This is a genomic window from Janthinobacterium sp., from assembly GCF_009923995.1.
Taxonomy (GTDB): domain Bacteria; phylum Pseudomonadota; class Gammaproteobacteria; order Burkholderiales; family Burkholderiaceae_D; genus Janthinobacterium.
The window spans coordinates 23,044-35,162 of the sequence record NZ_RFSK01000006.1 but is presented as its reverse complement, the minus strand read 5'-3'; the positions used below and the strand labels follow the sequence as shown (position 1 = coordinate 35,162).

At 65.2% G+C, this 12,119-nt stretch carries 16 protein-coding genes; 14 read left to right on the top strand and 2 right to left on the bottom strand.

Features of this window, described 5'->3' with window-relative positions; translation table 11 throughout:
- Positions 1 to 65 precede the first annotated feature (65 nt).
- The 4 genes from EBS11_RS04675 to EBS11_RS04660 are packed head-to-tail and all read left to right on the top strand — an operon-like array spanning position 66 to position 2,819.
- On the top strand, positions 66 to 1,643 hold the full coding sequence (locus tag EBS11_RS04675) for a HAMP domain-containing sensor histidine kinase (RefSeq protein WP_290600914.1): 1,578 nt from the start codon (positions 66 to 68) through the stop codon (positions 1,641 to 1,643).
- Between the two features lie 14 nt (positions 1,644 to 1,657).
- On the top strand, positions 1,658 to 2,242 hold the full coding sequence (locus tag EBS11_RS04670; RefSeq protein WP_290600912.1) for a DUF1697 domain-containing protein: 585 nt from the start codon (positions 1,658 to 1,660) through the stop codon (positions 2,240 to 2,242).
- Positions 2,239 to 2,643, top strand: coding sequence for a DUF3224 domain-containing protein (locus EBS11_RS04665; RefSeq protein WP_365954822.1), 405 nt, complete (start codon positions 2,239 to 2,241; stop codon positions 2,641 to 2,643). Before EBS11_RS04670 ends, EBS11_RS04665 begins: the two co-directional genes overlap by 4 nt.
- The gene (locus tag EBS11_RS04660) at positions 2,640 to 2,819 is read left to right on the top strand and encodes a hypothetical protein (protein ID WP_290600911.1); all 180 of its coding nucleotides are present in this window, start codon (positions 2,640 to 2,642) and stop codon (positions 2,817 to 2,819) included. The genes EBS11_RS04665 and EBS11_RS04660 overlap by 4 nt, the downstream gene beginning before the upstream one ends.
- 77 nt (positions 2,820 to 2,896) lie before the next feature.
- Here EBS11_RS04660 and EBS11_RS04655 read toward each other — a convergent pair whose 3' ends face one another.
- A complete protein-coding gene (locus tag EBS11_RS04655) occupies positions 2,897 to 3,304 on the bottom strand; it encodes a hypothetical protein (protein WP_290600910.1) in 408 nt (135 codons plus the stop codon).
- 332 nt (positions 3,305 to 3,636) lie between these two features.
- On the opposite strand from EBS11_RS04655, the gene EBS11_RS04650 reads away from it, so the two are divergent.
- Genes EBS11_RS04650 through EBS11_RS04635 form a run of 4 tightly spaced genes read left to right on the top strand, consistent with a single transcriptional unit; the run spans position 3,637 to position 5,745 of the window.
- Entirely contained in the window at positions 3,637 to 3,981 is a 345-nt protein-coding gene (locus tag EBS11_RS04650; RefSeq protein WP_290600909.1) for a metalloregulator ArsR/SmtB family transcription factor, read from the top strand.
- 8 nt (positions 3,982 to 3,989) lie between these two features.
- Complete coding sequence (locus EBS11_RS04645) at positions 3,990 to 4,415, top strand: YeeE/YedE family protein (protein ID WP_290600907.1); 426 nt, start codon at positions 3,990 to 3,992, stop codon at positions 4,413 to 4,415.
- On the top strand, positions 4,412 to 4,843 hold the full coding sequence (locus EBS11_RS04640; RefSeq protein WP_290600905.1) for a YeeE/YedE family protein: 432 nt from the start codon (positions 4,412 to 4,414) through the stop codon (positions 4,841 to 4,843). The genes EBS11_RS04645 and EBS11_RS04640 overlap by 4 nt, the downstream gene beginning before the upstream one ends.
- 56 nt (positions 4,844 to 4,899) lie before the next feature.
- Positions 4,900 to 5,745 carry a ChaN family lipoprotein gene (locus EBS11_RS04635; RefSeq protein WP_290600903.1) on the top strand — a complete coding sequence of 282 codons (846 nt, stop codon included), beginning with the start codon at positions 4,900 to 4,902 and terminating at the stop codon, positions 5,743 to 5,745.
- Positions 5,746 to 5,748: 3 nt separating this feature from the next.
- On the opposite strand, the gene EBS11_RS04630 is transcribed toward EBS11_RS04635, so the two are convergent.
- Complete coding sequence (locus EBS11_RS04630; protein ID WP_290600901.1) at positions 5,749 to 6,576, bottom strand: IclR family transcriptional regulator C-terminal domain-containing protein; 828 nt, start codon at positions 6,574 to 6,576, stop codon at positions 5,749 to 5,751.
- Between the two features lie 164 nt (positions 6,577 to 6,740).
- Here EBS11_RS04630 and EBS11_RS04625 point away from each other — a divergent pair, with 164 nt between their 5' ends.
- From EBS11_RS04625 to EBS11_RS04600, 6 genes are all read left to right on the top strand, one after another.
- Positions 6,741 to 7,439 (top strand): 3-oxoacid CoA-transferase subunit A, encoded by a 699-nt coding sequence (locus tag EBS11_RS04625; protein ID WP_290600899.1) that lies wholly within the window; start codon positions 6,741 to 6,743, stop codon positions 7,437 to 7,439.
- 10 nt (positions 7,440 to 7,449) lie between these two features.
- Positions 7,450 to 8,091 (top strand): 3-oxoacid CoA-transferase subunit B, encoded by a 642-nt coding sequence (locus EBS11_RS04620; protein ID WP_290600897.1) that lies wholly within the window; start codon positions 7,450 to 7,452, stop codon positions 8,089 to 8,091.
- A gap of 55 nt (positions 8,092 to 8,146) precedes the next feature.
- Positions 8,147 to 9,349, top strand: a complete 1,203-nt coding sequence (pcaF, locus tag EBS11_RS04615) for a 3-oxoadipyl-CoA thiolase (RefSeq protein WP_290600895.1) — start codon at positions 8,147 to 8,149, stop codon at positions 9,347 to 9,349.
- Positions 9,350 to 9,523: 174 nt separating this feature from the next.
- The gene (locus EBS11_RS04610) at positions 9,524 to 10,819 is read left to right on the top strand and encodes an MFS family transporter (protein ID WP_290600894.1); all 1,296 of its coding nucleotides are present in this window, start codon (positions 9,524 to 9,526) and stop codon (positions 10,817 to 10,819) included.
- A gap of 71 nt (positions 10,820 to 10,890) precedes the next feature.
- Positions 10,891 to 11,586 (top strand): fumarylacetoacetate hydrolase family protein, encoded by a 696-nt coding sequence (locus tag EBS11_RS04605; protein ID WP_290600892.1) that lies wholly within the window; start codon positions 10,891 to 10,893, stop codon positions 11,584 to 11,586.
- 85 nt (positions 11,587 to 11,671) lie between these two features.
- The gene (locus EBS11_RS04600) at positions 11,672 to 12,004 is read left to right on the top strand and encodes a thioredoxin family protein (protein WP_290600891.1); all 333 of its coding nucleotides are present in this window, start codon (positions 11,672 to 11,674) and stop codon (positions 12,002 to 12,004) included.
- Positions 12,005 to 12,119 lie beyond the last annotated feature (115 nt).

The following is a 12,119-nucleotide window of genomic DNA, read 5'->3' as shown; positions in this document are numbered from 1 at the left end:
TTGCTGACGTCTCTGCGCCCGCGCCGCGGGCCGGCGGCAGGCCTGGCATGGGGGAGCGTTGATTGATGGTGAGTATCCAAGTCCGGCTGACCTTGCTTTTTGTCGTCATCGTCACCCTGGTGCTGGGCATTTCCGGCAGCTACACCCAATATACCCTGAGCAAGGAACTGGAGTCGGGCAGCGCGCGCCTGCGCAGCGGCGTACTGACGCGCTTGCAGACCAGCTTGCCTTCGGCCCTGTGGGACCTGGACAAATCCAAGGTCGACAGCATCGTCGCGGCGGAAATGCTGCCGCCGGAGTTGGTCGGCATCCGCGTCTACGACGCGTCCGTGGGCCTGTTCGCGGGCGAGGTGCGCGACGCGTCCGGCACCCTGGTGCCCTTGACGTCGGACGTGGCCATCGGCGGCACGCCCGTCGAGGCGCCGCTCGTGTTCCGCGACGCCGTGGCGGCCGCGACCGGCGGCAAGCCCGTGATCGTGGGCAAGGTCATCGTCAATTTCAGCCGCGAGCAGATCGATGCAGCCCTGCGCAGCGAAGTGCGGCGCAAGGTGGTGGAAGTGTTGCTTTTGGATATCATTCTCGTGGGCGCGCTGGCGCTGAGCCTGCGCATCGTGTTTGATCCCCTGAAACAGTTGCGCGACGGCTTGTTCGACCTGGCCACGCGCGGCAGCGATCAGGTCGAGGAATTGCCGGAAAACCGGCGCGACGAACTGGGCGACGTGATCCGCGGCTTCAACGCCGTGCAGCGCAAGCTCAAGTCCATCATCGAGGGCATCCGCGAGGCGGAAGACGTGGCGCGCCGCTCGCAGCAGGAAACGGCGCAGGCCATGGATGACTTGCGCCGCGCGCAAGAGTCCCTGCTGCAGTCGGAACGGCTCGCCTCGCTGGGCAGCCTGGTGGCGGGCGTGGCGCATGAAATCAACACCCCAGTCGGCATCGCGCTGACTAGCGCCTCCGTGCTGAAGGAAGCCACGGACAGCATCAGCGCCGCGGTGGTGGGCGGCGGCGTGAAGAAGACCGATATCGTGCGCTACCTGGAAACGGCCGGCGAGAGCGCGCGCCTGATCATGAACAATGCCTACCGCGCCGCGCACCTGATCCACAGCTTCAAGCAGATCGCCGTCGACCAGGTCAGCGAGGCGCGCCGGCTGTTCGAATTGCGTGACTATATCGGCGAAGTGATCTCGAGCCTGCAGCCGACCTTGAAGAAGACGCGCATCGCCATCGACATCGATTGTCCGCCCGACATCATGCTCGACAGCTATCCCGGCGCGCTGGCCCAGGTGCTGACCAACCTGGTGCTCAATTGCGTCGAGCACGCCTTCGATGCGGACACGGCCGGCAACATCCATATCGGCGTGCGCCGCGAAGGCGACTGGATCGCCATGCAGGTGCGCGACAATGGCCGCGGCATCGCGCCGGACATGCTCGACCGCGTCTTCGACCCCTTCGTCACCACGCGCCGGGGCCAGGGCGGCACGGGACTGGGCCTCAATATCGTGTTCAACTTGATTGCCAAGCAGTTTGGCGGCACCATCACGGTCAGCAGCACGCTGGGGGAGGGCGCCGTGTTCCTGCTGCGCCTGCCCAAGGTGACGCCGTTGCCGGAGGGCGCCGCCAGCGTGCCGGCCGGCCAGGCATAGGCAAGGAGGAAAACATGACAACCTTACAAAACAGCCAGCAAGTGGCATTCTTGCGCGGCATCAATGTGGGCCGCGCCAAGCGGGTGGCCATGGCCGACCTGCGCAAGCTGCTGGGCGACCTGGGCTTTGCGAATGTCCGCACCGTACTCAACAGTGGCAACGTGGTGTATGACGCGGACAGGGTGGCCCCGGCCGAGGCGGCCGCCCGCATCGAGGAAGCGCTGGTGCTCAAGCTGGGCGTGGCGGCCAGGGTGACGGTGCTGTCGGCCAGGCAGTTTTCCGAACTGATCGCGCAAAATACCCTCGCCCCCGTGGCCGACGCGGCCCGCCTGCTGGCGCTGGTGCTGAACAACCCTGCCGACGTCCAGCGCCTGGCGCCCTTGCTGCAGCAGCCGTGGCAGCCGGAAGCGCTGGCCCTGGGCCAGTGGGCCGCGTATGCCTGGTGTCCCGATGGGGTGCTGGCGAGCAAGGTGCTGGCGGCGCTGGGCGCCATGCTGGGCGATGGCGTGACGTCGCGCAACTGGGCCACCATGCATAAATTAAAACTGTTGCTCGATGGGGCGGACGTTGCCGCCCCCGCATCCATCCAGGAGACATGATGCCGCACATTACGGGAGAATTCGACGTCACGCTGGCCACGGAAGCCTTGTCGGCCACGGCGGCGCAGTCGGGACTGGGGCGCTTGTCGCTCGACAAGCGCTATCACGGCCCGCTTGAGGCCAGCGGGCAGGGCGAGATGCTCAGCGTGCGCGCCGGCGTGGCCGGCTCGGCCGGCTACGTGGCGCTGGAACGGGTAGAAGGCAGCCTGGACGGCCTGCAGGGCAGCTTTTACCTGCAGCACAGCGGCAGCATGGCGCGCGGCACGCCCACGCTGTCGGTCACAGTGGTGCCCGACACGGGCACGGGCCAGTTGCAGGGGCTGTCTGGCAGCCTGGCCATCCGCATCGATGCGGGCAAGCATTACTATGATTTCACGTACGAAATTGTAGCGACGCAATGAACTGGGATATCGTCAAAGGCGTCCTGATCGTGCTCGTCGCCATCAGCGCGGTACTGACCGCGTTCTTCCTCATCTCGGCCTCCGGGCCCGACAAGGCGGGCTGCATCGCGCGGGCGCTGAAATCGGGTATGCCAGTGGGCAATATTGAACGGGTCTGCCGCCTGCTGGACAAGTAGGCGCGGGGCCTGAAAAAGAACATTCCGCGCGAGGCGGAATGTTCTTTCAGCGGCGGCGTGGCGACGCTGGAATCGGTTCAGTTATCGAATTTTTCCTGTTTTTCACCATGGACGCTCAAGGCCAGCAAACCCATGCCCACCAGGAGCATCGACACCATGCTCGCTTCGGGCACGGGCGCCGGTGCGCTGGCTTGTTGGGCGGGCGCTGCCGCGAGAGGCTTGGCCGGAGCCAGCGCGCCATGGCGCGGGCCGCTGCTCCAGTGCGGCGCCGCGGATGTGCTGGTGCTGCTGGCCAGCAGGCGCGCATACGGCAAGTCCGGCGTTTCCCAGCCGGGATTATTATTCAAGCTGATGCTTTCATCGATTGTGATGCGTTCGCCGGCGTCTTGCAGCTTGCCGGCCGTGGCGTCGCTGACTGCCGCTGCGCTCCATGCACTGGCCGACAGCGCCAGTACGGCGACGCAGAGCGGCTGCAGTATTCCCATCTTGATCTCCCTGTGTTCACCGTGCAGCGCAGCCGAAACCGGCTTGCGCGTGGACGGACAATGCGCCTGTACGGGGGCGTATCACGATTTTTCGGACGACTTCTTATTACAGCACAGTTCGTGACAATTTTGATACGTATATTTTCACTTTATTACGAATATTTGTCATTTTGATAGTGTGAACATAATCGCTGCCGCGCACTTTGCATGAGCACGCTATCGGACAAAAAACACTGTTGTTTTTTTGTTCGAATCGCCAGCAGGAAAACAATATATTGATTAGTATATTGTTTATCGCCGATGTTTAACGCTACCGCCTGTGGGAGGGCACGATGGAAACGCAACAGACCGATTACAACCTCGACGCTATGCGCGGCGCGGCCTATAAAGCCAGTTCGCTGCTCAAGGCCATGGGCAATGCCGACCGTTTGATGCTGCTGTGCCAGCTGTCGCAGGGCGAACATTGTGTCAGCGACCTGGAGCAAAAAGTGGGCATCGGCCAGCCGACCCTGTCGCAACAGCTGGGCGTGCTGCGTGAAGAAATGCTGGTGGCCACGCGCCGCGACGGCAAGCAGATTTATTACCGTGTCGCCAGCCCGCCCGTGCTGGCCGTGCTGCAAGTGCTGTACGCGCAATTCTGCGCGCCGCGCGCCCCGTTCAACGACGAAGCGGACTGAACACTGCCATGAGCATAGACTGGCAGCACTTTACGCCGTGGACGGCGCTGGCGGGCGGCATGCTGATCGGCCTGGCCGCTGCGCTGTTGATCCTGTTCAATGGCCGCATCGCCGGCATCAGCGGCATTCTCGGCGGCCTGCTGCGTCCGCGCCGTGGCGACGTGGGCTGGCGCATCGCCTTTCTTGCCGGTCTCGTCGCCACGCCCCTGCTGTACCGGCTGTGGCAAGCCCTGCCGGCGGTGCAGATCGACGCGGGCACGCCGGCCCTGATCGTGGCGGGCCTGCTGGTCGGCGTGGGCGTGCGCTATGGCGCCGGCTGCACGAGCGGCCACGGCGTATGCGGCCTGTCGCGCCTGTCTCCCCGTTCGCTGGCGGCCACGTGCGCCTTCATGGCGGCCGGCTTCCTTACCGTCTACCTGCTGCGCCACGTATGAGCAAACTGATCCTTTCCCTGTTGAGCGGCTTCGTCTTTGGACTGGGCCTGCTCGTTTCCGGCATGGGCAACCCGGCCAAGGTGCTCGGTTTCCTCGACCTGGCCGGCGCCTGGGACCCGTCGCTGGCGCTGGTGATGGGCAGTGCCATCGGCGTGGCCATGCCCGCCTTCTGGCTGGCGCGCCGGCGCGCGACCGCGCTGCTGGGCGAACCCATGCAGTTGCCGGCGGCACGGCGCATCGACCGGCGCTTGCTGCTGGGCAGTCTGGCTTTTGGCGCGGGCTGGGGCATCGCCGGCTTCTGTCCCGGCCCCGCCCTCGTGTCCCTGCTGGCGGGCCAGCCGAAGGCGTGGCTATTCGTCGGCGCCATGCTGGCCGGCATGGCCGTCTTTGAAGTGCTGGAGCGCCGCAGGGCGCCGGCGCCGGCCTGAAACGGTACAATCTGGCGCATTGCCATTCAGGATGCCCGAATACCATGAAGACCGTAATGCAACGAACGAGTGCCTGCGCGGCCCTGCTGTGCAGCGCCCTGCTGCTGGCCGCCTGCGGCAGCTTGCTGAAGAAGGACGCGCCGCCGGCGCCCGTGCCCGTGGCCGACACCTTGCCCAATCCGCAAGTGCTGCTGCTGGGCGAAGTGCATGACAATGCGCAAGGCCACCGCCTGCGCGTGGCGGAGCTGCAGCGCCGCCTGGCCGCCGGCTGGCGTCCCGTGATCGTCATGGAGCAGTTCGACCGCGAGAACCAGGCCCTGCTGACGCGCGCCGCGCGCGACTGCGCCGACCCCGACTGCATCATCCGCGTGATGGAGCAGCCACGCTGGGACTGGAGCTTGTACCGCCCCGTGCTGGACCTGGCCATCAGCTACCAGCTGCCCCTGGTGGCCGCCGGCCTGTCGCCGGCCGACGCGTCGCGCATCGTGCGCGACGGCATCCGGTGGTCCATGCCGCCCGCCATGGTGAGCACCTACCTGGCCGCGCCCGTGCCGGCCGACATCGTGGAAGGGCAACAGAAGGAAGTCCAGGCGGCCCGCTGCAACATGCTGCCCGACATGATGGTTGGCGGTGTCGTCAACGCCCAGGTGGCGCGCGATATCTGGATGGCCAAGCTGATCCGCGACCAGGCGCCGCGCGACGTCGTGCTGATCGCCGGCAATGAGCACGTGCGCAAGGATCTCGGCGTGCCCCGCTGGCTGAAGCTGGCCGATCCGCAACTGACGGTGCGCAGCATCGGCTACCTGGAGCAGGGCGCTGCCGCCTATCCGGGCGAGTTTGACCTGACGCAAACCATGCCGGCCCAGGCCCGTCCGGACCCGTGCGCGAAGTTCAAAAAATAACTATTACTGCTGCACCCGCACGAGGGCGCTGACCCGGCTGGCCGTATCGAGCAGTTTCGGCAGGCTGTGTTCCAGCAGGTGGGCCACGGACGGCCCCGCCGTCTGGCCACTGACATTGATCGCCGCCACCACCTTGCCGGCCCGGTCGAACACGGGCGCGGCCAGGGCGATCAGGCCCTGTTCCAGTTCTTCCTGCACCAGGCACCAGCCCTGGCGCCGCACTTGGGCAATCTCTTCCATCAGGACGTCGATATCGACCTTGGTCGCCGGCGTGATCTTCAGCAGTGCCATCTTCGACAGCCGTTCGCGCAGCACGTCGGGCGCCAGGCCCGACAGCAATACCCGTCCCATCGACGTGCAGTAGGCGGGCAGGCGGCTGCCGATGCCCAGGTTGATCGACATGGTGCGGTGCGCGGACAGGCGCACGACGTAGACGATGTCGTCGCCGTCGAGCACCGTGGCCGAGCACGACTGGCGCAAGGCCTGCATCAATTCTTCCAGCAGCGGCTGCGCCTGCGTCCACACGGGCAAGGACGACAAATAGGCGTAGCCGAGGTCGAGCACCTTGGGCGTCAGGCGGAAAAGCCGTCCATCCGCTTCCACGTAACCCAGATGCAGCAAGGTGTGCAGGATGCGCCGCGCCCCCGCGCGCGTCAACTGCGCCCGCTCCGCCACTTCGCTCAGGGTCTGCTGCGGCGCGTCGGCGCCAAAGCTGCGCAAGACGGCCAGGCCCCGCGCGAACGATTGCACATAGCTGTCGCCGGGACGGGGCGCGGCATCGGCATCGAGGGGGTCTTCGGCGGAAAGGTCGGTGCTGCGGCGTGCGCTCATGGGAATTCCAATTGATCAAGGTGGCAATTATAGCCATGGCGCTGGCAAAAACGGCAAATTGACAAGCGCCTCGAACAGGCATATTCTCACGAATAAGTTCTAAATACGAATATTTGTTCGTTATGCGAACAAATAACCGATGGTGTGATTGGGAGGAGATGGCAATGATCGACAAACTGCGTACCAGCGTCCTAGAGGCGCTGGCCGATATCCACGATGGCGCCACCGTCATGATTGGCGGCTTCGGCGGCGCGGGCCAGCCGGCCGAGCTGATCGACGGCCTGATCGCCCAGGGCGCGCGCGACCTCGTCATCGTCAACAATAATGCGGGCAATGGCGACACGGGCCTGGCCGCCCTGCTGAAAAACGGGCAGGTGCGCAAGATCATCTGTTCCTTCCCCCGCCAGGCCGATTCCCACGTCTTCGACGCCCTGTACCGCGCGGGCAAGCTGGAGCTTGAACTGGTGCCGCAGGGGAACCTGGCCGAGCGCATCCGCGCCGCCGGCGCCGGCATCGGCGGCTTTTTCACGCCCACGGGCTATGGCACGGACCTGGCCAAGGGCAAGGAAACGCGCGAGATCGACGGCCGCATGTATGTGTTCGAGTCGCCCATCCACGCCGATTTCGCCCTGATCAAGGCGGAGCAGGGCGACCGCTGGGGCAACCTGACCTACCGCAAGACGGCGCGCAACTTCGGCCCCATCATGGCCATGGCCGCCAAAGTCAGCATTGCTTCCGTGCATGAAGTTGCCGAGCTGGGCAGCATCGATCCGGAACACGTCATCACGCCGGGCCTGTTCGTGCAGCGCATCGTGCAAGTGCCACGCACGGCCACCGGCCCCGCCGGCTTCAAAGCCGCTTGAGGAGTATCAAATGAATAAATGGAATCGAGACCAGATGGCGGCCCGCGTGGCGGCCGATATCCACGAAGGCAGTGTCGTCAACCTGGGCATCGGCTTGCCGACCCTGGTGGCGAACCACTTGCCGGCCGGCGCGGACATCATCCTGCACAGCGAAAACGGCGTGATCGGCATGGGCCCCGCGCCCGCGCCGGGCGAGGAAGACTACGATCTGATCAATGCGGGCAAGCAGCCCGTCACCCTGCTGCCGGGCGGCAGCTATTTCCACCATGCGGACAGCTTCGCCATGATGCGCGGCGGCCACCTGGACATCTGCGTGCTGGGCGCCTTCCAGGTGTCCGCCACGGGTGACCTGGCCAACTGGCACACGGGCGCGCCGGACGCCATCCCCGCCGTGGGCGGCGCCATGGACCTGGCCATCGGCGCGAAGAAAACCTGGGTCATGATGGAATTGCTGACCAAGACGGGTGAAAGCAAGCTGGTACAGGCCTGCACGTATCCGCTCACGGGCATAGCCTGCGTCAGCCGCATCTACAGCGACCTGGCCGTCATCGACCTGTCGCCCGCCGGCGCCGCCGTTGTCGAACTGGTCGATGGCCTGAGTTTCGAGCAGCTGCAGGCCTTGACGGCCGTGCCGCTGACGGATGGACGGTAGTTCAGCATCAATACGTCACCATCAATACGCAATACACTTTCTTGGAGGAAAGAACATGACCCACGCTTACATTTGCGACGCGCAGCGCACCCCGTTTGGCCGCTACGGCGGCAGCCTGTCCGGCGTGCGCGCCGATGACCTGGGCGCCGTGCCCATCCGCGCCTTGATGGCGCGCAACCCGAACGTGGACTGGGCCGCCGTCACGGACGTGCTGTACGGCTGCGCCAACCAGGCGGGCGAGGACAACCGCAACGTGGCGCGCATGGCCGCCCTGCTGGCCGGCTTGCCCGACAGCGTGCCGGGCGCCACCCTGAACCGCCTGTGCGGCTCGGGCCTGGATGCCGTCGGCAGCGCCGCGCGCTTCATTCGCAGCGGCGAAGCGGGCCTGATGATCGCCGGCGGCGTGGAAAGCATGAGCCGCGCCCCGTTCGTCATGGGCAAGGCGGACAGCGCCTTTTCGCGCGGCATGAAAATGGAAGACACGACCATCGGCTGGCGCTTCATCAATCCGCTGATGAAGGCGCAGTATGGCGTCGATTCGATGCCGGAAACGGCGGAAAACGTGGCGTCCGACTTCGGCATCAGCCGTCTTGACCAGGATGCGTTCGCCCTGGCCAGCCAGGTCAAGGCCCTGGCGGCGCAGCAGGCGGGCGTGTTCGACAGCGAAATCTGTCCCGTCACCATCGCGCAAAAGAAGGGCGAGCCCCTCGTCGTCGTCCGTGACGAGCACCCGCGCGCCACCACCCTGGAAACATTGTCGAAACTCAAGCCCGTCGTGCGCGCGGATGGCACGATCACGGCCGGCAACGCATCCGGCGTCAACGATGGCGCGGCCGCCCTGCTGCTGGCCGACGAGGCCAATGCGGCCCGCTTTGGCCTGACGCCCCGCGCCCGCGTCGTCGCCATGGCGACGGCCGGCGTGGCGCCCCGCATCATGGGCATCGGCCCCGCGCCCGCCACCCTGAAAGTGCTGGCCATGACGGGCTTGACGATGGCCGACTTTGACGTCATCGAGCTGAACGAAGCATTTGCCGCGCAGGGACTGGCCGTGCTGCGCCAGTTGGGCCTGCGCGACGACGATGCGCGCGTCAACCCGAACGGCGGCGCCATCGCCCTGGGCCATCCGCTGGGCGCGTCCGGCGCGCGCCTGGCCATGACGGCCGTGAATCAATTGCACCGCACGGGCGGGCGCTATGCCTTGTGTACCATGTGCATCGGCGTGGGACAGGGCATCGCGCTGGTGCTCGAGCGCGTCTGAGGCCAGCTGCCTGCAGGTGAAAAAAGTTGCCGGCAGTACGTATTAACCCGTATGCCGGGCCGCTTTTTGATCCCGGTCAAGGGCGTATGATGCAAAACCAGGCTGGCCAGTGTTGTGTATCGGGCCGCCTGGCACTGGCTCACGAGCCGTTTTTTTGAAGACAAGAAGACTGATATGACATCCCACGATACTCCGCATGACGTTGCGCAGCTGACTTCCCAGCAGCGCATCAAGGCCATCATTGGCGCTTCCTCCGGTAACCTGGTCGAATGGTTTGACTTCTACATTTACTCCTTCTGCGCGCTGTATTTCTCGCACGCTTTCTTTCCTTCCGGCAACCCGACTACCCAGCTGCTGCAGACCGCCGGCATCTTTGCCGCCGGCTTCCTCATGCGTCCCGTGGGCGGCTGGCTGTTTGGCCGCATCGCCGACAAATACGGCCGCCGCCAGTCGATGATGATTTCCGTGCTGATGATGTGCGGCGGCTCGCTGATGATCGCCGTCATGCCGACGTATGACACCATCGGCGCCTTCGCCCCGTTCCTGCTGCTGGTGGCGCGCCTGTTCCAGGGCCTGTCCGTGGGCGGCGAATACGGCACCAGCGCCACCTACATGAGCGAAGTGTCGGAATCGGGCAAGCGCGGCTTCTTTGCCTCCTTCCAGTACGTGACCCTGATCGGCGGCCAGCTGCTGGCGCTGCTGGTGCTGGTGGTCCTGCAGCAGCTGCTGACGGTGGAAGAATTGCGCGCCTGGGGCTGGCGCATTCCCTTCGTCTGCGGCGCGCTGGCGGCCCTGGTGTCGCTGAACCTGCGTAAATCGCTGACGGAAACGACCACGGCCAGCGAGCGCAAGGACAAGGATGCGGGCAGCCTGCGCGGCTTGCTCAAGCACAAGCGCGCCTTCATCACCGTGCTGGGCTTTACGGCCGGCGGCTCGCTCGTGTTCTACACCTTCACAACCTACATGCAGAAATACCTGGTCAACACGGCCGGCATGGATACCAAGACGGCCAGTGCCGTCATGACCTGCGCTCTGCTGGTCTACATGGTGCTGCAGCCTGTCTTCGGCGCCCTGTCCGACCGCATCGGCCGCCGCACTTCGATGCTGTTCTTCGGCGGCCTGGCCACCCTGTGCGTCTTGCCCATCATGCATGCGCTGAAAGACGTGAGCAGCCCGTACGCGGCGTTTGGCCTGATCATCATCGCCCTGGCCGTGATCAGCTTCTATACCTCGATCAGCGGCTTGATCAAGGCGGAAATGTTCCCCGTCGAAGTGCGCGCGCTGGGCGTGGGCCTGTCGTACGCGGTGGCCAACGCCGTCTTCGGCGGTTCGGCCGAATACGTGGCGCTGCAGTTCAAGGCCTGGCACGTGGAAGACTATTTCTACTGGTATGTCACCATCATGTGCCTGATTTCCTTCATCGTGGCCATCCGCATGCCGGACCCGGGCCGCTCCGGCCTGCTGAAATAAAATTGCCGTAGAATTGGGCGGCACCGCGGTGCCGCCTATTTTCGCTGTTTCCCTGCCGATCAGGAGTTTCCATGCCGTATGTCATTCCCGCACCGATTCCAGCCAGCGTACCCGTCGCCGGCAGCGCCGATGCCTTTCCCGTCCACCGCATCTATTGCGTCGGCCGCAACTATGTCGACCACGCCAAGGAAATGGGCCACACGGGCCGCGAGGCGCCGTTCTTCTTCATGAAACCAAGCGATGCCATCCTGCCCGTGCCAGCCGGCACGACGGGCGCATTGCCATATCCGCCGCAAACCCGCGACTTCCAGCACGAAATGGAACTGGTGGTGGCCATCGGCAAGGGCGGCAGCGACATCGGCGTCGATGACGCGCTGAGCCACGTGTGGGGCTACGCCGTGGGCCTGGACATGACGCGCCGCGACCTGCAGGGCGAAGCGAAAAAGCTGGGCCGTCCCTGGGATACGGGCAAGGCATTCGAGCATTCGGCGCCGATCGGCCCCATCACCCCGGCCGCGCAGGCGGGCGACATCGGCCATGCCGCCATCACCCTGCACGTCAACGGTGATCTGCGTCAAGGCAGCACCATCGACATGCTGATCTGGAACGTGGCCGAAACCATCGCCGACCTGTCGAAATATTTCACCTTGCAGCCTGGCGACCTGATCTACACGGGCACGCCGGCGGGCGTGGCGCCCGTGCAGCGCGGCGACGAACTGGTGGGGGCCATCGATGGCCTGGAGACGGTGCGCGTGAAAGTCGTATAAAAGCGCTCTGGCGCACGGCACGTCCAGCCCGCATGGCGCAGAATCGCCTTGCGGGCTTTTTTAATGTTGAATCAAGGAGATGCTCATGATGAACGACACGTATGCCGTGGCGCAAGCCACGCGCGCCGAGATCGATGCCTTGACGGGCCCGGCCTTGCTGGAATTCGGCACGGGCTGGTGCGGGCATTGCCGCGCCACCCAGGCGCCGCTGGCCGCCGCTTTCGCGCAGCACCCCGGGGTACCGCATATCCGCGTGGAAGACGGCCCCGGCCGCGCGCTGGGACGCTCGTTCCGGGTGAAACTGTGGCCAACCTTGATTTTCCTCAAGGACGGCCAGGAAGTGGCGCGCCTCGTGCGCCCGCTCGACAGCGCGGAGATCGCGCAGGCGTTCAAGATGATTAACCCAAGGGCAAATTAACCCAACGTCAAATACTGGGGTCGGACCCTGAGGGTCCGACCCCGGCCCTTGCGGTTGGGGTTTGCACTTCAAAGACATTTGCGCTGATTGCCGCATCACCTGGGGGCAGACCCGC